Annotated in this window: 26 protein-coding genes; 11 read left to right on the top strand and 15 right to left on the bottom strand. The window is 68.2% G+C overall.

Annotated features, from left to right (window positions below; all coding sequences use genetic code 11):
- Window positions 1-209: 209 nt before the first annotated feature.
- The gene (locus tag MVF96_RS08135) at window positions 210-1,928 is read right to left on the bottom strand and encodes a sensor histidine kinase (RefSeq protein WP_211538187.1); all 1,719 of its coding nucleotides are present in this window, start codon (window positions 1,926-1,928) and stop codon (window positions 210-212) included.
- Between the two features lie 171 nt (window positions 1,929-2,099).
- On the opposite strand from MVF96_RS08135, the gene MVF96_RS08130 reads away from it, so the two are divergent.
- The gene (locus MVF96_RS08130) at window positions 2,100-2,747 is read left to right on the top strand and encodes a response regulator (RefSeq protein ID WP_211538188.1); all 648 of its coding nucleotides are present in this window, start codon (window positions 2,100-2,102) and stop codon (window positions 2,745-2,747) included.
- Between the two features lie 393 nt (window positions 2,748-3,140).
- On the opposite strand, the gene MVF96_RS08125 is transcribed toward MVF96_RS08130, so the two are convergent.
- The 5 genes from MVF96_RS08125 to MVF96_RS08105 form a co-directional block, all read right to left on the bottom strand.
- Window positions 3,141-4,115, bottom strand: coding sequence for a L,D-transpeptidase family protein (locus MVF96_RS08125; RefSeq protein ID WP_211538250.1), 975 nt, complete (start codon window positions 4,113-4,115; stop codon window positions 3,141-3,143).
- A 558-nt stretch (window positions 4,116-4,673) separates the two neighbouring features.
- Window positions 4,674-5,966, bottom strand: a complete 1,293-nt coding sequence (locus tag MVF96_RS08120; protein WP_058250725.1) for a PhoH family protein — start codon at window positions 5,964-5,966, stop codon at window positions 4,674-4,676.
- A gap of 341 nt (window positions 5,967-6,307) precedes the next feature.
- Complete coding sequence (locus MVF96_RS08115; RefSeq protein ID WP_058250726.1) at window positions 6,308-7,174, bottom strand: acyl-ACP desaturase; 867 nt, start codon at window positions 7,172-7,174, stop codon at window positions 6,308-6,310.
- Between the two features lie 43 nt (window positions 7,175-7,217).
- On the bottom strand, window positions 7,218-8,525 hold the full coding sequence (glyA, locus tag MVF96_RS08110; RefSeq protein ID WP_058250727.1) for a serine hydroxymethyltransferase: 1,308 nt from the start codon (window positions 8,523-8,525) through the stop codon (window positions 7,218-7,220).
- Window positions 8,526-8,576: 51 nt separating this feature from the next.
- Window positions 8,577-9,809 carry a hypothetical protein gene (locus MVF96_RS08105; protein ID WP_058250728.1) on the bottom strand — a complete coding sequence of 411 codons (1,233 nt, stop codon included), beginning with the start codon at window positions 9,807-9,809 and terminating at the stop codon, window positions 8,577-8,579.
- A 97-nt stretch (window positions 9,810-9,906) separates the two neighbouring features.
- Here MVF96_RS08105 and coaA point away from each other — a divergent pair, with 97 nt between their 5' ends.
- The gene (gene coaA / locus MVF96_RS08100) at window positions 9,907-10,848 is read left to right on the top strand and encodes a type I pantothenate kinase (protein ID WP_058250729.1); all 942 of its coding nucleotides are present in this window, start codon (window positions 9,907-9,909) and stop codon (window positions 10,846-10,848) included.
- On the opposite strand, the gene MVF96_RS08095 is transcribed toward coaA, so the two are convergent.
- The gene (locus tag MVF96_RS08095; protein WP_058250730.1) at window positions 10,820-11,329 is read right to left on the bottom strand and encodes a carboxymuconolactone decarboxylase family protein; all 510 of its coding nucleotides are present in this window, start codon (window positions 11,327-11,329) and stop codon (window positions 10,820-10,822) included. The genes coaA and MVF96_RS08095 overlap by 29 nt on opposite strands.
- Window positions 11,326-12,105 carry an SDR family oxidoreductase gene (locus tag MVF96_RS08090; protein ID WP_058250731.1) on the bottom strand — a complete coding sequence of 260 codons (780 nt, stop codon included), beginning with the start codon at window positions 12,103-12,105 and terminating at the stop codon, window positions 11,326-11,328. The genes MVF96_RS08095 and MVF96_RS08090 overlap by 4 nt, the downstream gene beginning before the upstream one ends.
- Window positions 12,106-12,187: 82 nt before the next feature.
- Between MVF96_RS08090 and pdxR the strand changes: the two genes are divergently transcribed.
- Window positions 12,188-13,651: a MocR-like pyridoxine biosynthesis transcription factor PdxR gene (pdxR, locus tag MVF96_RS08085; RefSeq protein ID WP_058250732.1), complete on the top strand. Its 1,464-nt coding sequence runs from the start codon at window positions 12,188-12,190 to the stop codon at window positions 13,649-13,651.
- 27 nt (window positions 13,652-13,678) lie between these two features.
- On the opposite strand, the gene MVF96_RS08080 is transcribed toward pdxR, so the two are convergent.
- The gene (locus MVF96_RS08080; RefSeq protein WP_058250733.1) at window positions 13,679-14,461 is read right to left on the bottom strand and encodes an isoprenyl transferase; all 783 of its coding nucleotides are present in this window, start codon (window positions 14,459-14,461) and stop codon (window positions 13,679-13,681) included.
- A 114-nt stretch (window positions 14,462-14,575) separates the two neighbouring features.
- Between MVF96_RS08080 and trhA the strand changes: the two genes are divergently transcribed.
- From trhA to MVF96_RS08060, 4 genes are all read left to right on the top strand, one after another.
- Entirely contained in the window at window positions 14,576-15,244 is a 669-nt protein-coding gene (gene trhA, locus MVF96_RS08075; RefSeq protein WP_247451829.1) for a PAQR family membrane homeostasis protein TrhA, read from the top strand.
- Between the two features lie 59 nt (window positions 15,245-15,303).
- Window positions 15,304-15,855: a hypothetical protein gene (locus tag MVF96_RS08070; RefSeq protein ID WP_231742312.1), complete on the top strand. Its 552-nt coding sequence runs from the start codon at window positions 15,304-15,306 to the stop codon at window positions 15,853-15,855.
- A 122-nt stretch (window positions 15,856-15,977) separates the two neighbouring features.
- Entirely contained in the window at window positions 15,978-17,522 is a 1,545-nt protein-coding gene (locus tag MVF96_RS08065) for a PepSY-associated TM helix domain-containing protein (RefSeq protein WP_058250892.1), read from the top strand.
- A gap of 115 nt (window positions 17,523-17,637) precedes the next feature.
- Complete coding sequence (locus MVF96_RS08060; RefSeq protein WP_058250735.1) at window positions 17,638-19,287, top strand: alkaline phosphatase D family protein; 1,650 nt, start codon at window positions 17,638-17,640, stop codon at window positions 19,285-19,287.
- A gap of 235 nt (window positions 19,288-19,522) precedes the next feature.
- On the opposite strand, the gene MVF96_RS08055 is transcribed toward MVF96_RS08060, so the two are convergent.
- Both MVF96_RS08055 and MVF96_RS08050 read right to left on the bottom strand, forming a co-directional pair.
- Window positions 19,523-20,611, bottom strand: a complete 1,089-nt coding sequence (locus MVF96_RS08055; protein WP_058250736.1) for a 3-deoxy-7-phosphoheptulonate synthase — start codon at window positions 20,609-20,611, stop codon at window positions 19,523-19,525.
- Between the two features lie 249 nt (window positions 20,612-20,860).
- The gene (locus tag MVF96_RS08050; RefSeq protein WP_058250893.1) at window positions 20,861-21,307 is read right to left on the bottom strand and encodes an Lrp/AsnC family transcriptional regulator; all 447 of its coding nucleotides are present in this window, start codon (window positions 21,305-21,307) and stop codon (window positions 20,861-20,863) included.
- Between the two features lie 97 nt (window positions 21,308-21,404).
- Here MVF96_RS08050 and rocD point away from each other — a divergent pair, with 97 nt between their 5' ends.
- On the top strand, window positions 21,405-22,661 hold the full coding sequence (gene rocD / locus MVF96_RS08045; protein ID WP_058250737.1) for an ornithine--oxo-acid transaminase: 1,257 nt from the start codon (window positions 21,405-21,407) through the stop codon (window positions 22,659-22,661).
- Here rocD and MVF96_RS08040 read toward each other — a convergent pair.
- Genes MVF96_RS08040 through mca form a run of 3 tightly spaced genes read right to left on the bottom strand, consistent with a single transcriptional unit; the run spans window position 22,627 to window position 24,378 of the window.
- Window positions 22,627-23,130: a TspO/MBR family protein gene (locus tag MVF96_RS08040; RefSeq protein ID WP_058250738.1), complete on the bottom strand. Its 504-nt coding sequence runs from the start codon at window positions 23,128-23,130 to the stop codon at window positions 22,627-22,629. The two genes, rocD and MVF96_RS08040, sit on opposite strands and share 35 nt — an antisense overlap.
- A 22-nt stretch (window positions 23,131-23,152) precedes the next feature.
- The gene (locus MVF96_RS08035) at window positions 23,153-23,482 is read right to left on the bottom strand and encodes a hypothetical protein (RefSeq protein WP_058250739.1); all 330 of its coding nucleotides are present in this window, start codon (window positions 23,480-23,482) and stop codon (window positions 23,153-23,155) included.
- Window positions 23,482-24,378: a mycothiol conjugate amidase Mca gene (mca, locus tag MVF96_RS08030; protein WP_055474886.1), complete on the bottom strand. Its 897-nt coding sequence runs from the start codon at window positions 24,376-24,378 to the stop codon at window positions 23,482-23,484. The genes MVF96_RS08035 and mca overlap by 1 nt, the downstream gene beginning before the upstream one ends.
- Before the next feature lie 48 nt (window positions 24,379-24,426).
- On the opposite strand from mca, the gene MVF96_RS08025 reads away from it, so the two are divergent.
- From MVF96_RS08025 to greA, 3 genes are all read left to right on the top strand, one after another.
- On the top strand, window positions 24,427-24,924 hold the full coding sequence (locus MVF96_RS08025) for a DUF4307 domain-containing protein (protein ID WP_055474887.1): 498 nt from the start codon (window positions 24,427-24,429) through the stop codon (window positions 24,922-24,924).
- On the top strand, window positions 24,921-25,691 hold the full coding sequence (locus tag MVF96_RS08020) for a queuosine precursor transporter (protein WP_065629941.1): 771 nt from the start codon (window positions 24,921-24,923) through the stop codon (window positions 25,689-25,691). The genes MVF96_RS08025 and MVF96_RS08020 overlap by 4 nt, the downstream gene beginning before the upstream one ends.
- 128 nt (window positions 25,692-25,819) lie before the next feature.
- A complete protein-coding gene (gene greA, locus MVF96_RS08015) occupies window positions 25,820-26,311 on the top strand; it encodes a transcription elongation factor GreA (protein WP_004020945.1) in 492 nt (163 codons plus the stop codon).
- Window positions 26,312-26,475: 164 nt separating this feature from the next.
- On the opposite strand, the gene MVF96_RS08010 is transcribed toward greA, so the two are convergent.
- Window positions 26,476-26,844 carry an Ltp family lipoprotein gene (locus MVF96_RS08010; protein WP_223258958.1) on the bottom strand — a complete coding sequence of 123 codons (369 nt, stop codon included), beginning with the start codon at window positions 26,842-26,844 and terminating at the stop codon, window positions 26,476-26,478.
- Window positions 26,845-26,992: the final 148 nt, after the last annotated feature.

Genomic DNA, 26,992 nt, shown 5'->3' with positions numbered 1-26,992 from the left:
AAGCTCTCCCAGGGGGACCGTCATCACTCTCACGGCCGTTCTCGTCGCTTTCCTCGCCGCATTCGCCGTCTGCGCGATCATCGGATTGTCCGTGTGGCTGCTCGTGCTCTTCGGCGTGCTCACCGGACTCCAAACGGTCGCCTGGCTGACCGAACGCATGTCGGCATGGCGACTACCGGCCGAGGCGGACGCCCCCTAGTGGTGTGTCACTAGAGCTGCGCCGACCACCGCAGCGCGAGACCGCCGCCCGGCGGCGGGGTCGTCGTGAACGTTCCGCCGGCCTTCTCGGCCCGGAGCGCGAGGTTGGCCAGACCGCTCGGAGTCACGTCCGCCGGCAGCCCGATGCCGTTGTCGATGACCTCGACGACCAGCTCGTCGGCGACCGTGATCGACACCGTCACCGTCGTGGCCCGGGCGTGCTTCACGACGTTGCTGACCGCCTCGCGTATCACCGCGACGACATTCTCGGCCAATGGGCGATCGACCACGGACAGCGGACCCGAGGTCCGCACGTGCATCTGGATCGGCAGGTCGTCGATCTGCTGGTCGATGACCTCCTGCACACGCTGGCGCAACCGAGTGACGGTCATGTCCTCCGTCTGCAGGTCGAAGATGGTCGAGCGCACCTCCTGGACGATGTCCTGGAGGTTGTTGATCGAGCGGGTGAGCCGCGACCGGATATCGGGTGAGTGGGTGCGCTGCAGCGTCGCCTGTAGGCTGAGCCCCTCGGCGAAGATCCGCTGGATCACATGATCGTGGAGGTCGCGCGCGATACGCTCGCGGTCTTCGAGCACGCGCATGTGGTGGGCCTGCATCGTCGCGGTGGCCAGCTGCATCGCGAGTGCGGCCTGGTCGGCGAAGTCGGCGCTCAGCCCGAGGAGATCCCGGGCGAACGGCTCCCGCCCGTCGGCCCGCATCGCGATCAGCACGCCTCGTGTGGAATCGACGGTGCGCAGCGGGGCGGCCATGACCGGCCCGTAGCGCGTCGAATCGCCGACCTCGTACTCCAGGTGATTCCGGAGCACGGGCCGGCGCTGGACGAACGCCGTCCCCGAGGTCGACCCGGTGATGGGGATGCTCTGGCCGCGGAAGACGTGTCCGTCTTCTCCCTCGGCGACCGTGATCACCAGTTCGTCGATCAGTTCCACGGGTTCTTCGGTGTCGTGGGGCTCGGCGATGAAGACCAGGTCGGCATCGGCCAGGGTCAGCACCTTCCGCGCGATCTGCTCGAGGACGTCTTGATGATCGGCGCCGGTCAGCAATTCGGTCATCACGTCGCGGTTGGCCTCGATCCAGGCCAGCTGGTTCTGCGCCTGCGCGTAGAGCCGGGCGTTGTCGATCGCGATCCCGGCAGCCGAGGCCAGTGCCTGGATGACCACCTCGTCGTCCTCGGTGAAGACGCCGCCGTTCCTCTTCTCGGTCAGATAGAGATTGCCGAAGACCTCGTCGCGGACCCGGATCGGTGTGCCCAGGAAACTCGTCATCGGCGGGTGGTTGGCGGGGAAACCCACCGATTCGGGGTGCTCGGACAGGTCGGACAACCGCAGGAGCTCGGGCTGGTCGATGAGCTGACCGAGGACGCCGCCACCGGTGGGCAGGTCGCCGATCAGTACCCGGGTCTCGGCGTCGATGCCCTGGGAGAGGAACGCGGACAGGTGATGCCCGCTCCCGAGCACGCCCAGCGCCCCGTACTCGGCGTCGACGAGACGGATCGCCGACGCCACGATCGATTCGAGGGTGGTTTCCAGATCGAGTCCGGAACTGACGACCAGCATCGCCTGCAGGAGCCCGTCGGTCTGATCGCGTACGTCGGCGATCTGGCTGATCCGGTCGGAGACCTCGTCGAGCAGTTCGCGCAAACGCATCTGCGACAGCGCTTTCCGCAATTCGAGCGATCTCGGATCCAGTTCCGAGAATTCGGAAACCATGTACCGGATCATAGTCAGGTTCATTTCCGGGTGCTGCACTTCGGGTTCGAACGCGGTTTCGCTCGGGTTGGGACACGAGCGATGACATTTGGTTAGACCTGCACACATTCGTCTAATTCGTTCGGCCCGTCCTACAATCCGACTCAGGTGTCCGATCCGGAGGGAGACGGCATGATCAGGGTTTTCCTGGTGGACGACCACGAAATCGTCCGACGGGGACTCGTCGAGTTGCTCGACTCCGTTTCCGACGTGGAGGTCGTCGGCGAGGCCGCCAGCGTCGCGCAGGCGCTCGCGCGCATTCCCGCGGTGTCTCCGGATGTCGCCGTGCTCGACGTCCGGCTTCCGGACGGCAACGGCATCGAATTGTGCCGTGAGCTCCTCAGCAGGGTGGACGGCCTGCGTTGCCTCATGCTGACCTCACTGACCGACGACGAGGCGATGATGGACGCCATCCTGGCCGGGGCCAGCGGATACGTCATCAAGGACATCACCGGGTTGGAACTGGCGCGGGCGATCGCCGAGGTGGGCGCCGGCCGGTCTCTGCTCGACAACCGCGCCGCGGCGGCGTTGATGGATCGGCTACGCGCCCGGCAGGACGCCGCGGAACCGGCGGACGACGGACTCAGCGAGCAGGATCGGACGCTGCTGGCCCTTCTCGGCGAGGGCCTGACCAACCGGCAGATCGCCGCGCGGATGCATCTCGCCGAGAAGACCGTCAAGAACTATGTCTCGCGACTGCTCGGCAGGCTCGGCATGGAGCGCCGGACCCAGGCGGCGGTGTACGCGGCGAAGACCGCGAACCGCGACCGACGACGCTGAAACGCCGCGCGGGGGGCCACGCGGAGGGGTCGATCGAACGATGTGTCATTCGACTCTTGAGATCTACATCACATAAGCTGACACTGAAATGGTCGCTCGTCCGACTGGGAGGGCTCTCGGACGAGTGCGGACCGACGCCCGAACCGTGACAGAGAGATCCATCGAGATGACAGTTGTTTCCGCATTCGTGGAAACCGGGACTTCCCCCTCCGACCGGCACTGCGGTAGTTGCGGACGCGCGTTCGCGATCCGTACGCCGCTCCGCCAGTCCGATCTGGACGATCTCGCCCGGGTCAACGGGTGGCACACCGGCACCGAGGCCACGTGGTGCCCCGGCTGCCAATGTGCCCGGATGAGTTTGTCCGACGTTCGCGCCCGGCCCGGCCGGACCGATCAGCCCGCCTGACCGCCGAGCCCGAAGAGGGCCGGAACCACGCCGACGAGCTGCGAGAGCAGACCGGTCAGGACGTCGGCACCCGGAACGCCCGAGGTGGTGGGAGGCGTCGCCCCCGGCGTCGTGCCCGGAGCGGTTTGAGGGGTTGCTCCGGGCACGTCGCCTGCGGGTGCACCCTGGTTGACACCGATGGTGATCTTCGGGTTCTTGGCCGGATCGAGCCACACGAGGATCTGTTTCATCAGCTCGCGTTCGATCGCGACACAACCCATGGTCGGTTCACCGTTCGTCACGTGGAGGAACATCGCCGACGCCCGCCCCGGGGTGCGTTGCGGGTTGTGCGCGATGTTGACCGCGTAGTCGTAGACCGGTCCGGAGTTGTAGAGGTTCTCACTGTCTCCGCCGGGGCTCTGCGGCTGACGCACGTGCGTGTTGTAGGTCGGCGACTTCATGTTCGAGTCCCACCAGTCCTGCTGGTCGACCTTGCGATACGGCATCTTGGTCCCGGGATTCTCCGCACGGCCGAAGGCCTGGTCGAGCGGGAAGGTGCCCTGCGGGGTCCGGTGGACGTTGTCCTTCGGCTCGCCCATGCCCAGCGAACCGAGGTAGGCCTTCGTCGGGCCGATGACGGGTTTCCAACTGCCGTCGGCGCCCCGGTCGAAGGCCGTCAGGGTGGCGGTGGTGTCGGACGCCTTCGGCGCGGTCACGACGATCATCTGGCTCGTCGGCCCACCCGCCCCGGGTACACCGGCACCGCCGGTGCCGTCGTCCGACCCGGTCCCACCGGCGAGCTGGTCGAGAATGCCGTCGAGCAGCGGCATGCCCGACCCGGGCGTCGTTCCCGGACTAGGCGTGGTGGACGTCCCCGGCGTGGATGTCTCGGGTGTAGTTGTCTCTGGGGCGGCGACCGACTGCCCGGCGCCGCCGACAACCGCGGCGAGCACCGCGATCACCAACAGTCCCAGCAGTCTCATTCGCCTCATCAGTAACTTCTGCACCATGCCAGTCTGACAGTACGCAAGAGACCATGAGTCACGTCCTGGTCACGGTGCGGTTCGGATCGGGTGTCGGCGACGAGTCGGTCAGCGTATGGACAGAAGCCGGATTCACTCGGTCGAGGTCGATTTCTCGATTCGAAAACACCGAATTGCCATGATTCGAGATGCAGTACAAAAACGCATTCGACGAATTAATCTGAGAAAGGGGTCGAATTCTCTTGGACTTTGTTTGCGCGTTTGTTATCAGATCATTACTGTTGCGAACGACGGCGTCGAATAAAGGCGGCCGTCGAAACGGATAGCCATTCGATTAAAGGAGAACAATGACATCCTTGGAGAACGTCGAACTGCTCACCGCCATCGTCGACCTCTTGAATTCGCTCCGCGACTTCACCCCGATCGAACCGCCGACCGCCTGATCTGACACACGAGGGCCGCGTCGACTCCCTTCCGGAGTCGACGCGGCCTTCGAGTTTCCGGCGGCGAAATCCTTACGGCCACCGAGCAATTGGAACCCAGAGGTCGGCGCCGACCCTACGGCGCGAACTCCTCGAGCATCTCGGTCACGAGTGCGGCGATCGGCGACCGCTCGCTGCGGGTGAGCGTGATGTGCGCGAAGAGCGGGTGTCCCTTCAGCTTCTCGATGACCGCGGCGACGCCGTCATGGCGGCCCACGCGAAGATTGTCACGTTGCGCGACATCGTGTGTCAGCACCACGCGAGATCCCGACCCCAGGCGGGACAGTACGGTGAGCAGCACGTTGCGTTCCAGCGACTGCGCCTCGTCGACGATGACGAACGAATCGTGCAGCGACCGCCCGCGGATGTGCGTCAGGGGCAGCACCTCCAGCATGCCGCGGCTCAAGACCTCGTCGATGACCTCCGGCGACGCGAGCCCCTCCAGCGTGTCGAAGACCGCCTGCGCCCACGGACCCATCTTGTCGGACTCACTACCGGGCAGATAGCCGAGCTGTTGTCCGCCGACGGCGTACAGCGGCCGGAACACGACGACCTTCCGCTGGGTACGCCGTTCCAGGACCGCTTCCAGTCCCGCACAAAGCGCGAGCGCCGATTTTCCGGTACCGGCCTTGCCGCCGAGCGAGACGATCCCCACGCTCTCGTCGAGGAGCAGGTCGAGGGCGACCCGCTGCTCGGCCGACCGTCCGTGCAGTCCGAAGGCCTCGCGGTCGCCGCGGACCAGTTGCACCCGCTTGTCCGCGTTCACCCGGCCCAGGGCACTCGACGTGGCGCTGAGCAGTCGAACACCGGTGTGACACGGCAGTTCGCGTGCCTCGTCGAGGTCGACGACGCCCTCGGCGAACAGCGTGTCGACCGTGGCGGTGGCGACATCGAGTTCGGTCATGCCCGACCACCCTGAGACCACGACATCCTGCGCGTGGTACTCGTCGGCGGCCAGGCCCACCGCGCCGGCCTTCACCCGCAGCGGTGTGTCCTTCGAGACCAGGGTCACGTCCTTGCCCTCGGCGCGCAGGTTCAGTGCGCAGGCGAGGATCCGGGAGTCGTTCGAATCGGTGCGGAAGCCGGCGGGCAGCACCGCGGGGTCGGTGTGGTTGAGCTCCACCTGGAGGGTGCCGCCCTCGTCGCCGATCTCGAGCGGCAGGTCGAGCCGGCCGTGTTCGAGTCGCATGTCGTCGAGCATGCGCAACGCCTCACGCGCGAACCAGCCGAGTTCGTGGTGGTGACGTTTGCCCTCGAGTTCGCTGATGACCACCAGTGGCAGCACGACGTGGTGTTCGGCGAAACGCATGACCGCCCAGGGATCGGACAGCAGCACGGAGGTATCGAGGACGTAGGTGCGTGTGGTCACGTGGGGCTCCTACGTTCGTGCGGCTCCCGCACAAACCAGTGTTGGTCGACCGGCCGGTCCAGTTGTCCGTTGTCCCGGCGTCAGCCGAGGGGGACGAGGACCGGGGCCGGCCCCCTCGCGTTGCTCGCACAAACCACGAATTGAACCTCCCGAACGAACCGCTTCCCCGCGGTCCGTCACTCGCCAACGTACGCGCGGAAATCGTTGGCGGCGCGCCGGAATCCGGTGTGTCGGCGTGAATTGTGGGTAAACCGCCGTATCGTTTCCACCGGAGACGCAACACGGCGCCACCAGGACTTTCGTCGTCCCGGTGGCGCCGTGTTCGTACTGGGCGCGAGTCGTCAGCGGCCGGTGCGGGCGAGGATGCGGGTGCGCGCGGCCTCCGCCTCCTCACCGAGACCGGAGACGGTGTCGAGCTTGACCGCGTCGGCCAGGGCCGCCGCGATGGCCGCCTTCACCTCGGCGTTCTCGTAGTCGGCGAGGAGTGCGCGCTCGGCGTCGAAGTCGGCGATGTCGTGGCCGATCGGCTCGTCGAGGGCCAGCGCCCGGTCGATGGCGAGGACCGTGGTGTCCTGGTCGGCGACGACACCGGCGTTGAGGGACGCGCCGAAGGTGGTGGCCTGGCCCTGGTCGTCGTTGGAGATCTTCGTCAGGATCTCCACGAGCGCCTCGTCGCCGGCAACCGCCGACAGGCGCTTGATGAAGTGCACGCACTGGTTCTCGTGTACCGCCATCAGCGCGAGCACGTCGAGCGGGCCGAGCGGCTCGACCTGCTCCGGCGTCTGCCGATACCCCTGCGTGACGTGGATGCGACGACGCTCCTCGGCGTCCACCGGATCGATCGCGCGCCGCACGACGAGGTAGTCGCGCAGGACGATCGCGTGGCGGTTGTCCTCGGCGGTCCACACGCCCACGAGCTGCCGCCAGTCCGAGAAGGCCGGGAAGTGCTTGGCCAGCACCCGGTGGTACGACGGCAGGTTGTCCTTGGTCAGCAGGAGGGCGAGCAGTCCCGCACGTGCCTCATCGGACAGGAAGGCCTCCGACGGATCGAAATCCGCTCCGCCGAGGAACCCGAAGTTGCGTCCGTCGTCCCACGGCACCCAGTCGTGCGGATTCCACGGAGCCGCGGCCGACTGGTGGTCTTCGGCGATCTCGGGAAGAGCCTTCTCGAGCGCGATGATCAGGTCGTCTTCAGTGAGGGCGTTCATCGCTGAAAGGATACGGACGCGCCGCCGGGACAGGCAATCCAGGTCAGATCCGGCTCATCAGGCCCCACTCCTCGAGACCGTCGTAGAGCGGGAAGTCGAGCGCGAGCTTGGACACGCGACCACGCAGCGCCGAGACGTCGGCGGCGTCGCCGGCCGCGAGCGCGGTGGCGATGATGTCGGCGACCTCGGTGAACTGTTCGTCGTCGAAGCCGCGGGTGGCCAGCGCCGGGGTGCCGATGCGCAGGCCCGAGGTGACCATCGGCGGCCGCGGATCGAACGGCACCGCATTGCGGTTGACGGTGATGCCGACCTGATGCAGCAGGTCCTCGGCCTGCTGGCCGTCGAGTGCGCTGTTGCGCAGATCGACGAGCACGAGGTGGACGTCGGTACCGCCGGTCAGGACCGAGACGCCGGCGCCGGCCACATCCGTGCCGTTGAGGCGTTCGGCGAGAATCCGCGCCCCGGACAGGGTGCGCCGCTGGCGCTCGGCGAATTCGTCGGTGGCGGCGATCTTCAGGGCCACCGCCTTACCGGCGATCGCGTGCATGAGCGGCCCGCCCTGCTGACCGGGGAACACCGCCGAGTTCAGCTTCTTGGCCCACTCCTGCTTGGCCAGGATGATCCCCGAACGCGGGCCGCCGAGGGTCTTGTGCACGGTCGAGGACACGACGTCGGCATGCGGGACCGGCGACGGATGCAGGCCGGCGGCGACGAGACCGGCGAAGTGGGCCATGTCGACCCAGAGGTATGCACCGACCTCGTCGGCGACGGAGCGAAACGCCTCAAAGTCGAGCGTGCGCGGGTAGGCCGACCACCCGGCGACGATGACCTTCGGTTTGACGTCGAGGGCGATCTTGCGCACCTCGTCCATGTCGATGCGGAAGTCCTCTTTGCTCACGCCGTAGAAGGCGTTCTCGTAGAGCTTGCCGGAGAAGTTCAGGCGCATGCCGTGGGTGAGGTGACCGCCGTGCGCGAGGTCGAGACCGAGCATGGTCTCCCCCGGCTCCATCAGGGCCTGCAGCACCGCGGCGTTGGCCTGGGCACCCGAGTGCGGTTGCACGTTCGCGAAGTCGGCGCCGAACAGTTCCTTCGCCCGGTTGCGGGCGATGTCCTCGACGACGTCGACGTACTCGCACCCGCCGTAGTAGCGACGTCCCGGATATCCCTCGGCGTATTTGTTGGTCAACACGCTGCCCTGGGCCTGCAGCACCGCACGCGGCACGAAGTTCTCCGAGGCGATCATCTCGAGGGTGTCCCGCTGGCGGCTGAGTTCACCGTTCATGGCGGCTGCGACGTCGGGGTCGAGCTCGGCCAGGGACATCGAGTTCAAGGATGACGGATTCGCGGTCATGCCCCGATTCTAGGTACCAGGCGCCGGGAGCGAAGCGAGCGGGCCGAGTGTCTACAGCAGTTCGCGCCGCAGACTCGCCGGGATGAGTGGTTCGTCGAGTAGGCGACCGAAGGCGGCCGCGCGGTCGTCGGCCTGCTCGAGCCACGCCTCGACCAATCGGTATCCCTCGACGTAGGTGCTGATGTACGCGCGCCAGAGCGGCGAGGTGAGGAATCGCAGCATCTGCCGGGCCCGTTCCTCGGGTGCGAGAAGCCAGCGCCGGAGATGTTCGGCGACGGTGTCGGCGTCGGCGTGGCGGTCGTGCAGCAGCAGCGCGGCGTCCTGACGAACGCCGAGGAGCCCGGCGGTGGCGCGTCCGACGCCCATCGCCCGGCCGGCGTCGAAGCGGAGTCCGAGGTCGGCGTAGATCTCCTGTGCCCACGTTTCCCACTCGGGACCGACGATCGCGGCCAGCGCGTGGTCGGCGAGGCCCTCGGCCATCAGGCACTGCGGGGTGTTGACCAGGAAGATCGACTGCTCGTCGTGCCCCGCGCCGACGAGCAACTGCTCTTTACGGCAGTGCTCGGTGTGGTGACCGGGGTAGGCCTCGTGCGCGATGAGCGCGGGCAGGGAGGACATGTACTGCGTGAGATCGGCGTTGATGGCGACGCGTGAGCGATAGTTGCCGAGGTAGTAGTTGAATCCCGACCACGGCTTGTCGGTGACGACCTCGAACTCGACGATCTCGTTGTCCGGCAACGGATATGCGGACCGAACTCGTTCGCGGAGCGCGCCGCTGAACGCGCGGACACACTCGTCGACCCGCTCGGGCGGGATCTCGTCGGCACGCCGGTGCGCGGCGTAGATGTCGCGGAGCTCGTCGCCGGTGGCGCCCGGGACGCCGAGGGCCTCCGCCAGGTCGGCGTGCGCCTGCCGATACCGGTCCGGATCGGCCATCGCGATGTCGACGTCGAAGTAGGCGCGGACCTCGTCGACGAATCCGACGTCGTCGCCGGCGAATTTGCGCGCCGAGCACTCCAGCGCGCGCAGGTGGGCGCCGATGAACTCGGCGCGCGCCGCGTCGAGAGCACCGGGCAGGTCGGCGAGCAGCCCGCGCGCGCGGTCGGCGAGCCGGGCGGGATCGGGTGCGGACGCGTTCTCGACCTCCGCCTTCAGCGCGGGATCGCCGGTGTAGGCGTCGACGAAGCCCCGTTCGAGGCGGTCGAAAGCGAGGCCGAGGCGGAGGTACTCGGCCACCAGCGGGTCCGAGGCGTGGTCGGTGTCGGCGACGGTCGGGGACGGCATACCGGCAGGCTACCGATCGACGCTGTCACACGTCGCCCTAAGCTGTACGCATGATCACTCCGGGAGCGGCGGAACCGACATCGGCGGAGCTGCCCTGATGGCCCGCAACGCCACCGATCGGGATCCCAGTCTGTACCTGGAACTCGACCGGAGGCAGTGGCGCGAACTCCGCGAGTCGATGCCCCTGGTCCTCAACGAGGACGAACTGGCCGAGCTCGTCGGCCTCGGTGAGCAGATCGACCTCGACGAGGTCGCCGACGTGTATCTGCCGCTCTCTCGTCTGATCCACCTGCAAGTCGCTGCGCGGCAACGGTTGTTCGCCGCGACCTCCACCTTCCTCGGTGAGCGACAGACCAATCGGCAGGTGCCCTTCGTCATCGGGATCGCCGGCAGTGTGGCGGTCGGGAAGTCGACGACGGCACGCGTGCTCGCCGCCCTGCTCGCCCGCTGGGAGTCCCACCCGAAGGTGGACCTGATCACCACCGACGGTTTTCTGCTGCGCACCGCGGAGATGCAGCGTCGGGGCATTCTGCACCGCAAGGGATTTCCCGAGTCCTACGATCGCCGGGCCCTTCTGCGCTTCGTCACCGAGGTGAAGTCGGGTGCGCGCGAGGTCGCCGCGCCGGTCTACTCGCACCTCGCCTACGACATCGTGCCCGACGTCTATCACTATGTGCGCCAGCCCGACATCCTGATCCTCGAGGGCCTCAACGTGCTCCAGACCGGAGCGACGCTGATGGTCTCGGACCTGTTCGACTTCTCCATCTACGTCGACGCCAAGATCGACGACATCGAATCCTGGTACATCTCGCGCTTCCTGCAGATGCGGACCACCTCGTTCGCCAACCCGGACTCGCACTTCCACGCGTACGCGTCGCTGACCGACGATCAGGCGACCGCCGCGGCCCGGGATCTGTGGACCTCGATCAACCGTCCGAATCTGATCGAGAACATCCTGCCCACCCGGCCGCGGGCGTCACTGGTGCTGCGCAAGGACTACGACCACTCCATCAACCGGGTGCGCCTGCGGAAGCTCTGACCGACGACGCGGCCCGGCGTTCGTCGAGTCCGGCCGGGTACCCGCCGGCCAGCGCGATGCGGTTCCACGCGTTGATCATCACGATCGACGCGACCAGCTGACCCATCGCGGCGGCGTCGAAATAGGCTCGTGCGGAATCGAACACGTCGTCGGGGACACCGTTCTCGCCGATCAGCGTGACGCTCTCGGTGAGAGCCAGCGCCGCCCGTTCGGCCGGGGTGAACGCCGATCCGGCCTCCCGCCACGCGGCGATCATCATCAGTTTGTGCGGGTCGATGTCCTTGGCGAGGGCATCGGAGGTGTGCATGTGCAGGCAGTAGGCGCACCCGTTGAGTTGCGAGGCCCGGATGACGATCAGTTCGGCGAGTTCTGGGTCAACGCCGGCCGACGATGCCCGCTGCAGAGCCACGAGGGCCTTGTACACGGACGGATTGTCCTGCGGTATCCACATTCTCGTCGCCGGCCGGGCGGCGGCGCTCATCGCCGTTCCCCGGCATTCGCACTCTCGCGACCGGCCAGCCACCCGTCGAGCGTCGTCGACGTGACGACGTCGGGATCGGCGGGCACGAGTCCGCCCCCGCGGATCGCCGGCCCCCCGAACCGGACGCCGAATATCCATCGCGGTGAGCCGGTCTGCGCAGCAACCGCTTTCGCCACATCGACCAGGTCCATCTCCACCGGTCCGCTCACCTCGATCGTCCGCTTCCCGGTCGGACCCGCGGTCACCACGTCGGCGACCGCCACGGCCACGTCGGCGACCGCGGCCGGGGCGCACCGCATCCTGGGCACCGCGGCGATCGGACCGAACCCCATCGACGACATCATCTGCTCGGCGAGCTCGAACCACTGCACCGACGCAAGGATGCTGAGTGCCGCGGGGTCGACGACCTCGCCGTAGGCGGCCTCCTGTGCCGCTTTGCCCTGGTAGTAACCGAATTTGGCGTTGACCGCCGGATCGCCGGCGTTGACGATCGACACCACGACGACGTGCGCGACGCCGGCCGTCGTCGCGGCGCGGCCGATCTTGGTCGCCGTGGTCTCGAAGAAGTCGATCGCCTCCTTCGCCTTCAGCGTCTGGAGACTGAGGCAGTCGACGACGGCGTCGGCACCGTCGAACGCCGCCGCCAGACCCGTTCCGGTGTAGGCGTCGACGCCGGTCGCCCGGCTGGCGCGCACCACCTCGTGGCCCCGCTCGACGAGCAGGTCGGCGACCCGACTTCCCAGCGCACCGCTGGCACCCACGACCACGATCTTCATCTCGTTCCTCCTCAAGGACGGACAGCTCTGTGTTGTGGGTTTAGGCTATGCCGCAATTAGCTCAAGAAAGTGGTCCAATCCGATGGCAGAAAAGCGGGTCAATTCGATGGCGGATCCCTGGGCCGAAGTAGCCGAGCGGCTGGGCGCGGACCTTTTCCTCGATCTGCAGCCCGATCCGGGCGCGGGTGCACGCGGGCGCGGTGCCACCCTGCGCCGGGCCCTCACCGAGGCGCTGCGCTCGGCCATCCTCGACAACCGGCTGCCCGCGGGCACCGCATTGCCGCCGTACCGATCCCTCGCCGCGGACCTCGGTCTCGCTCGCGGCACCGTGTCGGCGGTCTACTCCGAACTGATCGCGGAAGGGTGGCTGACCGCGCGCCAGGGCTCGGCCACCCGGGTCGCCGACGGTGCGGCACGGCCACCGGCCATCGACGATCCCGGTGCGTCCACCGCCTTGCCGGCCCTGCGTCACGACTTCTCGCTGGGACGACCCTGCGCCGGGATGTTCCCGCGCAACGACTGGATCCGCGCCACCCGACGCGCCCTGACCGAGACCCCCGACGACGCCTTCGGACCGGCTCACCCCCGCGGGCGCCTCGAGCTGCGGAACGCCCTCACCGGTTACCTGGCCCGCACGCGGGGTGTCCGCACCGCACCGGACCTGATCGTTCTCGGGACGTCGGTGCTGTCGGCACTGGAGTTGTTGGCGCGCACGGTGATCGGTGGTGTCGTCGCGGTCGAGAGCCACGGTCTGCCCTTTCATCGGCACGCCCTCGAGCGCGGCGGCGCGCGGGTCGTACCGGTGCGCATCGACGCCGACGGCATGGTGATCGACGAGCTCGAACGCACCGGGGCGGCCGCGGTCGTGCTGACCCCCAGCCACCAGTTCCCCACCGGTGTCGCTCTTTCGCCGGCGCGCCGGATGCAGGTCGTCGACTGGGCGCGGCGGACCGGCGCGGTCATCGTGGAGGACGACTACGACGGCGAGTTCCGCTACGACCGCGAACCGGTCGGTGCGTTGCAGGCGCTCGGCCCCGACGTCGTCGTCCACACCGGCTCGCTGAGCAAGAGCCTGTCGCCGGCGGTACGCGCGGGCTGGCTGGCCACTCCCGCCCACCTGGTCGAACCGGTGTTGCGCGGCAAGGGCTTCCGTGAGGCCGACGCGAGCATCGTCGATCAGCTCACGCTGGCCGAACTGATCGGTTCCGGAGCCTACGACCGGCACATCCGGCGCAGCCGTCAGGCCTACCGGACCCGGCGCGATGCGCTGGTGTCGGCCCTGGCCGGAATCGGACTCGAACTCCCCGGCATCGCCGCCGGACTGCACGCGTTGATCCCCGTCGACCATGCCGACGAGGGAACCATCGTCCACCGGGCCTACGAACGCGGAATCGCGGTGACCGGACAGTCCCTGTTCCGGCATCCCGACGCCGACCCGCTGCCCTCCGGCGGGATCGGCGTCGGCTTCGGCACTCCCGCGGCGTCGACCTTCGGCGCCGATCTCACCGCATTGACCGGGCTCCTGGCCGACTCCGCCGCACGCTGAACCCGGCGCGGATCGACACCGGCGGAGTCACTTGCCGAACCGCCGGCTCCGCGCGGAGTAGTCGCGCAAGGCGCGCAGGAAGTCCACCCGACGGAACTCCGGCCAGTAGGCGTCGGTGAACCAGATCTCCGAATAGGCGCTCTGCCACAACAGGAATCCCGACAGCCGCTGCTCTCCGGAGGTCCGGATCACGAGATCCGGGTCGGGCTGACCCTTGGTGTAGAGATTGGCGTCGATCGCCTCCACGGTGACCGCATCCACCATCTCGGCCGCAGTCGCCCCGGCGGTCACCTTCTCCTCCAGGAGTGCGCGAACCGCGTCCACGATCTCCTGGCGCCCGCCGTATCCGACGGCGACGTTGACGTTCATCCCCTGCCGTTCGGCGGTGCGGTCGGCGGCCGCCCGCAGACGTCCGGCCACCGGCTCGGGCAGTGCGTCGAGGGTGCCGACGATGCGGATCCGCCACTCGCCCTCGGACGCGGAGATCTCGTCGACGATGTCCGGCACGATCTCGAGGAGTGCGTCGAGCTCGTCCGACGACCGGTTGAGGTTCTCGGCCGACAACAGGTAGATCGTGACGGCTTCGATGCCCAGGCCGGCGCACCAGCCGAGCATGTCCGCGATGCGCTGGGCACCCACGCGATGTCCGTGGCTGACGTCCTCGAAACCAGCCTCACGCGCCCACCGCCGGTTGCCGTCGCAGATGATCGCCACGTGACGCGGCAGGCGCTCGGTGTCGAGGAGCTGGATGAGCCGCCGTTCGTAGACGGAGAGAACGGGTCGTCGAAGCCGGTCCGGCAGGAGCTTCATCCTCGCGTCGTTCCCGCGTCGTGTCGGCCTCGTGTCACGCAGGACACCTTACGCGTCGCATCGCGCCTTGCCGGTGACGCTGTGGACGCGCGAAGTTACGGTACCGTAGGTTCGGTGAGCACGTTGCTGAACCCGCCGGCTGACGTCCGCCCACGACTGCGCGGGGTCATCCACCACTACTCCGCCTATGTGGCCGCGGTCGCGGGGCTGGCCCTGGTGATCGGCGCGGCCACGGTCGGCGACCCCGTCGCCGTCGTCCCGTGTGCCGTCTACGCGGTCACCGTGCTCGGACTCTTCGCGATCAGCGCCGGCTACCACCGGATTCCGTGGAAGACCGCCCGCGCGCGGACCCGGATGAAACGTGGCGACCACGCGATGATCTTCCTGTTCATCGCCGGCACCTACACGCCGTTCTGCGCCCTCGGGCTTCCCTCGCCGACCAGTTGGTGGGTCCTCGGCATCGTCTGGGCCGGCGCAGCCGCCGGTGCGACCCTCAAGATCGCGTGGCCCGGCGCACCCCGCTGGCTCGGGGTCACCCTCTACATCGTGCTGGGCTGGGTGATCGTGGCCGTCGCCCCGGCGCTCGTCGGCGAGACCGGTCTGCCCGTTCTGATCCTGCTCGCGCTCGGCGGTGTCTTCTACAGCGTCGGTGGCGTCCTCTATGCGGCACGCTGGCCCGACCCCTGGCCGGAGACCTTCGGTCATCACGAGGTGTTCCATGCATGCACCGCAGTCGCGGCCCTGCTGCACTACGTCGCCGCCTGGCTCCTGGTGTTGGGCTGACCTGCCCGTTCGCTGACCGCGCGCGGTTCGGGCATGACCGCCGTCGCTATGCTCCTTCCGTGAACCCGGACGTGCGCGCCCTCCACCGCCTTCGCGGTGGGGTCGTCGGCGCGCTGTCGGCGAGCACCGCGGTGGCCGCGCACGGGCTCGCGGCCGGTTCTCTCCCCGCCACCTCATCTCTGGTGTTCATGATCGCGGCGTGCACCGTACTCGGCTGGACGATCGGCGCGACGGCCCGTCGTCGTCCCGGGTGGCTCGGCACGATCGGGCTCCTCGCGGCCGGACAGGTGCTCGCACACGTGTCCCTCACCGCGCTCGATGCCTCGTCGGCGCACCACGCCGGTGTGAGTGCGCTTGCACACGCGCCGAGCGGGACCATGCTGTTCGTCCACGCGGTGGCGACTCTGCTCACCGCCGCCGCCATCCACGTCGTCGAACCCGCCCTGCTCAGCGTCCTGACCGCGGTCGTCGCTCTCATCCGGGCCGTCCTCGACCCGCCCGCTGACGACGCGATCCTGCGCGCCCCGCGGGCGACCCACGACGACGCGCGGCCCCGCCTGCGCGCCATCGCCGCTCTCGACACCCGCGGACCCCCGGCCCTCACGCGCTGATTCCCTACTCCGCCGACCCGTCACCCGACGGGCCGGTCGGTGCGCGTCTGCCATCCCGCCTGACCGCGGTCGATGCCGCGCGCCGTCTTCCGCATGAGAGGCCCACCGTGTCCCTGTCGAACCTGTCCCGCCCCGGTGAACCCACCGGGCCGCCCGACCCCCGTCCCAAAACATCCGACGACAACCCCACTCCACCAGCCGCCGCACCAGACCGGCGGGTGACCCCGAACAGCTGGCAACCTCTGCTGCGCCGCTTGCACTTCTACGCAGGCATCTTCATCGCGCCGTTCCTGATCGTTGCGGCGGTCAGTGGCGGGCTCTACGCGATCTCCCCGTCGCTGGAACAGGTCGTCTACCGCGATCAACTCTCCACCGACAGCACCGGCGACGCACGTCCGATCTCCGAACAGGTCGAGGCGGCGGCCCGGCTCCGCCCGGACCTCACCCTGTCCGCGGTGCGCCCGGCCGCCGAGGCCGGCGACACGACCCGCGTCCTGTTCGACGATCCCTCCCTCGGGGCGTCGAAGCGCCAGGCCGTGTTCATCGATCCGGTGACCCTGGAATCGACCGGAGAGCTGGTGTCCTACGGCAGCAGCGCGGCGTTGCCGATGCGCACCTGGATCAGCGAACTGCACCGTCACCTCCATCTCGGCGAGCCCGGCCGGATCTACAGCGAGCTCGCCGCCTCCTGGCTGTGGGTCATCGCCGTGGCCGGCCTCACGCTGTGGATCTCCGCGTATCGCGCGCGCCGAAAACGACGCGCCGCCGACCTGGTCGCCTTCGACCGATCGGCGACCGGACGCAACCGCACCCGCAACCGGCACGGCGTGATCGGCGTCTGGATCGCGGTGGGGTTGGTGTTCTTGTCGGCCACCGGTCTGACTTGGTCGAAGTACGCCGGTGAGCACGTCTCCGATGTGCGCACGGCGCTGAGCTGGACGACCCCGACGGTCGACACCTCGCTGTCCGGATCGACGTCCGGATCGGACGGGCTGGGTGATCACAGCGGGCACGGCGATCACGGCGGCGCGGGTCACGAGCAGCACGTTCCGGAAGCGTCCGGGCAGACGATCGCGCAGCTCGACCGGGTGCTGGGCACCGCTCGGGCCGCCGGTGTGGACGGCCAGGTGGAGGTCTCGATCCCGACCGATGCGGACACCGCCTTCACCATCGCCGAGACCAGGCAGCCCTGGCAGTTCGCCCAGGACACCGTCACCGTGAACGGCGCGACCGGTGCCGTTGTCGACGAACTGCGGTTCGCCGACTGGCCGCTCGCCGCGAAACTCACGACCTGGGGCATCGCACTGCACATGGGCATCCTGTTCGGCTGGGTGAGCCAGCTGGTTCTCCTGCTCCTGGCGATCGCGCTCGTGGTGTTGATCGTCCGCGGCTATCAGATGTGGTGGCAACGGCGGCCGAAGCGTGGCGGCGCGGTCGCGGTGGGTCGCCCGCCGGCACGGGGTGCACTGCGTCGGGTGCCGGTGGCCGGCGCGGTCGCGATCGTGGTGGTGGCCGCGGTGGTGGGCTGGTTCGTGCCGTTGCTCGGACTCAGCCTGCTCGGGTTCCTCGTGGTCGACGCCGCACTCGGAATCCGCGCCCGTCGCAAGCGAGTCGGCGTCGTGACCGACGCCGAGAGCGAGTCGAGCGGGTTGATCGACTCGCGGTAGCCCGTCGGGCAGGCGGCGGGGACGTACGCGTGGAGGTCGGAGACTTCACCTCCGCATCATGTCCCCGCCGTCTGCAGGTGGAGCCCAGGTCAGGTGATCCTGGTCGGCTGAGGCCATGCGGGGAAACCCGGCCGACGCATCACCGGCCCTTCTCACACCGTCGACCATCCGTTGTCATCCCGACCTCACGCTCCGCGGCGGCACTTCCCGACGCCGCTTCCTCACCTGGTCGGCACTCGTCGCCGGTCTCGCGTTCACGCCCGGCCTCCTCGGCGGCACCTCGCCGGCCCTACCCACACCGGCTCACCCCGCCGGCGTGTTCGGACTCGGGGTGGCGTCCGGTGACCCCCTCCCCGACGGCGTTGTGCTGTGGACGCGATTGTCGCGCAACCCGTTCGCGCCCGGTGGCGGCATGGGACCACGCCCGGTGCGAGTCGACTGGGAGATCGCCGCCAACGAATCCATGACCCGCATCGTGCGTCGGGGTACGGTCCACGCCACCGCGGAATGGGGGCACAGCGTGCACGTCGATGTCCGCGGTCTCGCGCCCGCCGCCGACTACTTCTATCGGTTCCGGGCACTCGGCGAGGTCTCGACGGTCGGCCGGACCCGAACGGCACCAGCACCTTTCGCACGCGTCGAGAAGATGACGGTCGCCGTCGCGTCCTGCCAGAACTGGTCCGACGGCTACTACCATGCGTACGCCGACCTGGCGGCGCATGCACCCGACGTGGTGCTCCACCTCGGTGACTACATCTACGAGAAGCCGATCCCGGTTCATGGTGGTGCGAGACCCGATGCGGTGCTTCCTCTCTCGGCAACACGGGAAGCAGTCGACCTCGACGACTACCGCGAGCGCTACGCGCTGTACAAGTCCGACCCCGACCTCCAACTCGCCCACGCGATGGCACCGTTCGTGATCACCTTCGACGATCATGAGGTCGACAACAACTGGGCCGCAGCGATTCCCGAGGACCACACCCCACTCACCGCGTTCGCGCTGCGTCGCGCCCGCGCGCTGCGCGCCTGGTGGGAGAACACGCCGGTGCGGGTGGCGGCCCGACCGAACGGAACCGTCATCCGCGCGCATCGGCGGCTCGGTTTCGGCGATCTCGTCGACCTCACCCTCCTCGACACCCGCAGTCACCGCAGCGATCAGGCCAACGGGGACAACGACACCGGGCAGAACGCGCGCACCGCGGACGTCTCCCGCACCATCCTCGGCGCCGAACAGGAACGATGGGTGCTCGACGGTTTCGCCTCGTCCCGGCACCGGTGGAACGTCCTCGCCCAGCAGGTACCGATGGCCGACCTCGCCCGAACCGTCGGCTCGACCCGGGCGGTCAGCATGGACGGGTGGAGCGGCTACGAGGCCTCGCGCTCCCGCATCCTCGGCGGCGCCGCCGACCGGGGCGTGCGCAATCTGGTGTCCCTCGCCGGCGACATCCATCGCAGCGTGGTCGCCGACCTCCGGACCTCCTACACCGATGAATCGCTCACGCGCGGCGTCGAATTGGCCGCGACGTCGATCACCTCCGGCGGGGACGGGGAGGACAGCGACGACGGCGACCGCCGCCTCAAGGAAGCGTCACCCCACGTCCGGTTCGGCAACTCGCAACGCGGCTACCTGCTCAACCGGATCCACTCCGATCGGTGGGAGGCCGAGTTCCGCGTGGCGCCGTCGGTACGGTCGCCCCGCGGAACACTGCGTCGTCGAGCACTGATCACGATCCCGGACTCGACGTCTGAGGTCGACGTCGTCTGACCCGAGCGAAGCGTCTCCCATCGTTCCCCGGTCCGAAAGAAGCACACAACCCACTGATCCCTGAGGTGCGAGGAGCGCAAGCGACGAGCCACGAAGGGCCTGGTGAGACACGTTGCTACACCCTTCGTGGCTCGCTTCGCTCGCACCTCAGGGAGCATGAGATTCGGACGCTCACGAGTGTTCTTTCATGGTCCACGACGGCCGCCGAGCCGCAGATACTGAGGCGAGGGAAGGGTCAGCCCCGCGCGAGCGCCGCCAGGACCTGGGCGCTGGCCTCCCAGCCCATGCACTTGTCGGTGACGGACTTGCCGTACACCAGCGGGGTGGCCTCGGTCGACTGCGCGCCGGGCTCGAGGAAGCTCTCCAGCATCACGCCGCTGACGTTCGAGGGCTCACCGGCCTCGCGCGCCGCCCGGAGTCGCGTCGCGATCTCGGTGGCGACCTCCGCCTGACGGACATGATCCTTGCCCGAATTGGCGTGCGAACAGTCGATCATGACCCGGGCGGGCAGGCCGGCCGCGGCGAGCGCCTCGGCGGCCGCCGACACCGACTCCGCGTCGAAGTTCGGGCCGCGCGTGCCGCCGCGCAGGATGATGTGGCAGTCCTCGTTGCCCGCGGTCTCCACCACGGCACCGTTGCCGAAGTCGTCGACTCCGAAGAAGACGTGTTCGGCCGCAGCGGCTTTCACGCCGTCGATGGCGACCTGGACGTTGCCGTCGGTGCCGTTCTTGAAGCCGATCGGCATCGACAGGCCCGACGCCAGCTGCCGGTGGACCTGGGACTCGGTGGTGCGGGCGCCGATGGCACCCCACGCGACCGCGTCGGCGATGTACTGCGGGCTGGTCGGTTCGAGGAACTCACATCCGACGGGCAGACCGAGGTCGATGATGTCGAGCAGCAACGACCGGGCGGTGCGCAGGCCACGCTCGACATCGAAGGTGTTGTCCATCCCGGGGTCGTTGATCAGGCCCTTCCACCCCACGGTGGTGCGCGGCTTCTCGAAGTAGACGCGCATCACGATCTTGAGTCGCTCGGAGTAGGCATCGGCCAGCGGCGCGAGGCGCCGGGCGTAGTCGATGGCGGCGATCGGATCGTGGACCGAACAGGGCCCGACGATGACGAGCAGCCGGTCATCGCGGCCGGCGAGGATGTCGGCGATCTCGTCCCGGTCGCGCTGGACGGCGACGGCTCGTCGTGCCGAGAGGGGCAATTCGCTGCGCACGGTGTCGGGCGACGGGATCGGACGGAACGCCCGGATGCGGCGGTCGGAGGTCGATTCGGCGTTGTCGTCGGATCGGATCGGGAGGTCCGGCAAGGTGGTCACGTTGTGTGCCTTTCGAGGTCATGCCCGTGTCGTTGTGGTGACGAGGCATGCCCTGGGTGTGGTCGGAGCCCCGCTCAAATGACAAGAGCAGCGACCGTGGGGTCGCTGCTCGGGCTCCGGGTGTGTCGTGCGCGCGTCAGGTCAACGCATCATCGTGGCCCCACCCGGAGCCTCGATAAAGCGCCAATACGCGCGCACGGTGCTGATCACGGCGACCACACTAGCACAACGGTTTCGACACCCCGATTCTCACGGGTGCCCCCGGTCGATCAGCTCGCTGAGCACGAGGATCGACTCTGATCGATCCACCGGGCCGGCCCGCCGGATGCGTTCGAGCGCCTGCTCGAGGTGCCGTACGTCGCGGGCCATCACGCGCAGGACGGCGTCGGCCTGACCTGTGACCGTCGCCGCACCCACCACCTCCGGTATGGGCTCCCACGCCGCCTTCAACTCGTCGGGCGAGATGTTGCCCCGGCAGTACACCAACACGTATGCCTCGGTGGTCCACTGCATCGCGTGCGGGTCGACGACCGCGGTGAAACCCCGGATGACGCCGTCGGCGACCAGGCGGTCGACGCGTCGTTTCACCGCGGGGGCCGACAACCCCACCTGCTGCCCGATCTGCTGGTAGGTCGCCCGGGCGTCCCGGGTGAGGTGCGCGAGCACCCTCTCGTCGAGGTCGTCCAGTGTCCGCAACAGACCGCTCCCCTTTGCTTCCATACCGGCGATCCGTTGCGTTCAGACGCAATCGACGTCGATTGTTTGCACCAGACCTCGACGATACCCTCGATTCATGACGATGACGAGCCCCGGCACCGGCACCCACACCAGCGCGGGCGCACCGCTCGGCGTCGTCGAACCTCATGTGGCGCACAACTATTCGCCGATCCCGGTGACCGCGGCCACCGCCGAGGGGGCCTGGATCACCGACATCGACGGCCGTCGACACCTCGACTGTCTCGGGGCCTATTCCGCGGTCAATTTCGGCCACCGCCATCCACGCATCGTCGCCGCCGCACTCGATCAGCTGGCGCGGGTCACCCTCACCAGCCGCGCATTTCGGTCCGATCGACTCGAACCGTTCTGCGCCGCACTGGCTTCCCTGTGCGGCAAGGACATGGTCCTGCCGATGAACACAGGTGCGGAGGCGGTCGAATCCGGGATCAAGGTCGCCCGCAAGTGGGGTTACGACGTCAAAGGCGTACCCGACGGCCGCGCCACGATCGTGGTGGCCTCCGGGAACTTCCACGGCCGCACGACGACGATCGTCTCGTTCAGCGACGACCCCGAGGCGCGCGCCGGATTCGGCCCCTACACACCGGGATTCGTTCGTGTCCCGTTCGGCGACCTGGCTGCCCTCGATGCCGCGATCGACGAGAACACGGTGGCCGTCCTGCTCGAACCCGTCCAAGGCGAAGCCGGCGTCGTCGTGCCTCCCGACGATTACCTGCCCGGCACGCGGGCCCTCTGCTCCGAACGCGGCGTGCTGTTCATCGCCGACGAGATCCAGTCCGGTCTGGGCCGCACCGGTAGGACCTTCGCAGTAGAGCACTGGGGCGTCGAACCCGACGTCTACCTGCTGGGGAAGGCACTCGGCGGCGGGCTCCTACCGGTGTCGGCGGTGGTTGCCGACCACGACGTCCTCGGCGTGCTGCATCCCGGTCAGCACGGATCGACCTTCGGCGGTAACCCGCTCGCCGCAGCCGTCGGTCACACCGTCGTCGACATGCTCGCCGACGGGACCTGGCAACGACGGGCGGCGGAACTGGGCGATCATCTGCACGCCCGACTGCGCGACTTCGTCGGGAACGGGGTGGTGGCGGTGCGCGGCCTCGGCCTGTGGGCAGGGATCGATCTCGACCCCGCGCTCGGCACCGGCAAGGACTTCTGTCTGCGGCTGTCCGAACGCAATGTCCTCGCCAAGGACACCCACGGCTCGACGCTGCGACTCGCACCACCGCTCGTGGTCACGGAATCCGAGATCGACTGGGCGATGGACCGATTCGCCGCGACGCTCAGGCAGGCGCCGGTGACCGCCGACCACGATTGAGCCACCAGGCGCTCGTCGAGAGCACGGTGGCGAACGCGCACCACGCCGGGTAGGCGGCGAGCGCGGCACCTGCCGTCCGGTTCGTCCGTGCGGTGCGCCGGGCGAGGTCGGCGCTGCTCACGGTGAGCGCCGCCGCCGCGACCGACGCGGTTCCGAGGGCGCCCCGGCCGAAGTAGATCCAGCTCCACCCGCCGTTGAGCACGAGGTTGGCGCCGAGCGCCGCGAGATACCGCTGACGTTGTTCGTGGTCGCCGTCGTCGGCCAGGTCGTCGAGGGTGACTGCCGAGGTCACCGCGAGGTCGGCGTAGAGCGAGGTCCAGGCGAGCGGGAACGCCCAGTTCGGTGGTACGAAGGACGGTTTCGCCAGCTTCGGATACCAGGTCTCGACCGCCGGCTTGGTGACCACACTGCCGATGGCTGCCGCCGCAGCGGTCGCGAGTGACGTCCCGATCAGAGTGGAGATGCGCATGACTCCACTTCTACGCCTCGACTCAGGTGTCGGCGGGCCGCCGGTCGTCGGTGCCCGCGGCACTGGTGGCACCCGGGGTCCCGGGCGGGTTCGGTGCGACCGCGTCCGAACCGGCCGGGCCCGGCGAATCGGTTCCCTCGTCGAAGGCCTGGTCGGCCTCCGGGTGTTCGGCGTCGAAGGACGCGGGCAGCTTCTTCAGCTGCCGGTTCATCGACCAGATGAGGAACGCAGTCCCGACGAGCAGCAACAGGATCACGAGCAGGCCCAGCGGTGAGGCCTTGCCGAACTCCGGCCCCTGGGGTTCCTGCGCCAGGACCATCAGGGTGTCGTTCACGACTGTGCTGGTGCCCATCACGCCTCGATCCCGGCGAAGAGATCGGTCTCCGGCAACGCGGTCTTGACCCGGGTCCGGGCGAGCTCGAACTCCTCCGTCGGCCACAGGCGTTGTTGCCACTCCAGCGGCACCGCGAAGAACACCCCGTTCGGATCGATCTGCGTGGCGTGGGCGCGCAGCGCGTCGTCACGCTGCGGGAAGTACTTGGAGCACTCGACCTGGGTCGTCACACGTCCCATCAGATCGCCACGGCTCGGGTCCCACTTGCTGAGCCACTCGGCGAACGGACTCTCCTGGCCGTGCCGCGCGAACTCGTCGGAGAACAGGACCATCCGGTCCCGGATGAACCCGTGGGTGTAGTAGAGCTTCGACACCGTCCACGGTTCGCCGGCGTCCGGGAACGCGTCCGGATCGCCGGACTGCTCGTACGCCGCGACCGACACCTCATGGCAGCGGATGTGATCGGGATGCGGATATCCGCCGTGCTCGTCGTAGGTGACGATCACGTGCGGGCGGAACTCGCGGACCACGCGCACCAAGGCCTCGGTGGCCTCGTCGAGCGGCACCGAGGCGAAGGAACCCTCCGGAACAGGCGGGAGCGGGTCGCCCTCGGGGAGGCCCGAGTCGACGAAGCCGAGCCATGTCTGTCGGACGCCGAGCGCCTCGGCGGCCTTGGCCATCTCCTCGCGACGGACCTCGGTCATCCGCTCTTTGATGCCCGGGCGGTCCATCGCCGGATTCAGGATGTCGCCACGCTCACCGCCGGTGAGTGTGACGACGAGCACTTCGTTGCCCTCGGCCGCATACTTCGCGGTCGTGGCGGCACCCTTGCTCGACTCGTCGTCTGGGTGCGCGTGCACCGCCATCAGCCGGAACACACCCGACTTGGGGTCGCCGACGTGGGATTCGGTCACAGTTCCTCACCTTCGGATCGCTACTCCTCCCATGGTAGGTATTGACGCGTGAACAGTTCGGACGGGGGCGCCGCAGACGCCGGTGACGCGCCGCGCGCGACACCCGACACCTTGCGACCGCACAGCGGTCCGCGCGCCACCTATCCGGAGCGTTCGGAGACCGCCTCTGGGCGTCGTCGCTGGTTCATCGCCCTGTCGATCCTGGTCGTCGCGGCCGGCGTGACCCTCGCCGTCATCGGCTACAGCAAGTTCTCGTCGGCGGACGTGACCGGTGAGGCCACCGGCTACGAGATCATCGACGGCTCGACCGTCGCGGTGCAGTTCACCGTCGAGCGTTCCGATCCGAGCCGGGCGGCTGCCTGTGTGGTGCGCGGCCGCTCCCGCGACGGCGGCGAGACCGGGCGTCGCGAGATCCTGATCCCCGCGGACTCCGCAGAACGGATCGGCGTCCGCACCGAGGTCACGACGTCGAAACCACCGGTCATCGGCGAGGTCTTCGGCTGCACCCTGGATGTCCCCGCCTACCTGAAGCCCTCGGCCTCGTGACCGCGTCCACCGGCAGCGAGCTGCCGTCGCCGCGCGCCGCCTTCGCCTCCATCGGCAGCCGCTACTTCCCCCTTCTGGTCGCCGTCTTCGTCGGCGTCATGCTCATCAGCAACGTCACCGGCACCAAGGGCGTCGTCCTGTTCGACGAATGGCTGCAGGTCGATCTCGGGCCGATCCAGATGGACGGCCTGGTGACCGACGGCGCCTTCTTCCTGTTCCCGCTCGCGTACGTGCTGGGCGACGTGATCAGCGAGGTCTACGGGTTCCGTGCCATGCGCCGGACGATCCTCGCCGGGTTCGCGGTCCTGATTCTCGCGTCGTTGTGTTTCTGGTTGACCATTCACCTGCCGGCCGCCGAATTCTACGAAGGCCAGGCGGCTTTCGAGACGGTTGCCGGGGTCGTCCCACAATTCCTGCTCGCCGGATTGGCCGGTTACGTCGTGGGCGAATTCCTCAATTCCTTCGTCCTGGTGAAAATGAAGGAACGCGCCGGGGAAAATCGCCTCTGGGCGCGCCTGCTGGGTTCGACGATTGTCGGCCAGTTGGCCGACACCATCGTCTTCTGTTCGATCGCCGCCACCGCCCTGGGTATCTCGACCTGGGGAGATTTCATCAATTACACGATCGTCGGGTTCGTGTGGAAGACACTCGTCGAGGTCATCCTCATGCCTGTGACGTATTTCGTTGTGGGATGGCTAAAACGGATGGAACCGACGTATCAGGACGCTCTCGGCGCGCTGTCGCGCGGTAGTACCGATGTGCCATAGGTCTCACCACCTGGTACCCTGAACGGATACACGGCTCCGCGAGGGGTCGTGTTGCTGCATTTTCAGCAGTCCATATGCCCCTGGTGTAAACGGTCGCCCGGGGCGCGGACAACACAAAGGAGTGACCGATGACCGACACCCAGGTGACCTGGCTGACCCAAGAGTCGCATGACCGCCTCAAGAGCGAGCTCGATTCGTTGATCGCCAACCGTCCGGTCATCGCCGCCGAGATCAACGAGCGTCGCGAAGAAGGCGACCTCAAGGAGAACGGTGGCTACCACGCCGCTCGCGAGGAGCAGGGCCAGCAGGAAGCGCGCATCCGCCAGCTGCAGGAACTGCTGAACAACGCGAAGGTCGGCGAGGCGCCGACCCAGTCCGGCGTCGCACTGCCCGGTTCCGTCGTGACCGTCTACTACGACGGCGACGAGAAGGACACCGAGACGTTCCTCATCGCCACCCGCGAGGAGAGCGGCCAGGGCGGCCTGGAGACCTACTCCCCGAGCTCCCCGCTCGGCGCCGCCCTCATCGACGCCAAGGTCGGCGAGACCCGCGAGTACTCCGTGCCCAGCGGTGCCACCATCAAGGTGACCCTGGTCAGCGCGGAGCCCTACCACGGCTGATCGGACGACGAACACAACCCGGGACGGTATGACCGTCCCGGGTTTCGTGTTTTCGGGGGTTCTCGTCCGTGAGCTACCGCCGGTCGCGCGACCGGCGAACCTCAACTCGACTCCTGGACTTCGATCGAAGTCCAGGAGTCGAGTTGGGGTTCATCGGTCGTGCCCTACGCGTGGTCGACCCCATACGTCGCCTGCGTGGACGTGAAGCCCTCATACTCGAGCTGTTCGATCAAGCCCTGCCGCGAGAACGCCGTCATCGAACGATAGTCGCGGGCCTTCTGCGCCGCCTGTTCGTTCCAGTCGACGGCGCCCTGAGCCTCGACCTCGGTCACGGCGTACGTCGCGTCGGCCGTCGAGAACCCTTCGTACTCCAGCTGATCGATCAGACCCGCTCTCGAGAACGCCATGATCGAGAGGTACTCCTTCGCCTTCGCCACTGCGCTCGTCTGCTCCCAGGTCGCGAGTGACTCTGCACCGGGAGTCCCGGTCGTCGGTGACTGCTCGAACACCTGGCTCGAACCGGTAGCGGTCACAGCGACGCCACTTTGAATGCCGATCGTACTGACTCCCAACGCAATTCCGCACACCGCGACCACGCCGGCAATCAGACGGGGCCACACACGGCGTGCCAACGACGGTCGTGCTCCGACCGGCGAACCTCGACTCGACTCCTGGACTTCG

It is taken from the genome of Gordonia hongkongensis (assembly GCF_023078355.1).
Classification (GTDB): Bacteria; Actinomycetota; Actinomycetes; order Mycobacteriales; family Mycobacteriaceae; genus Gordonia; species Gordonia hongkongensis.
Note: the sequence above shows the minus strand (reverse complement) of the source record. Positions and strands in the feature narration are given on the sequence as shown.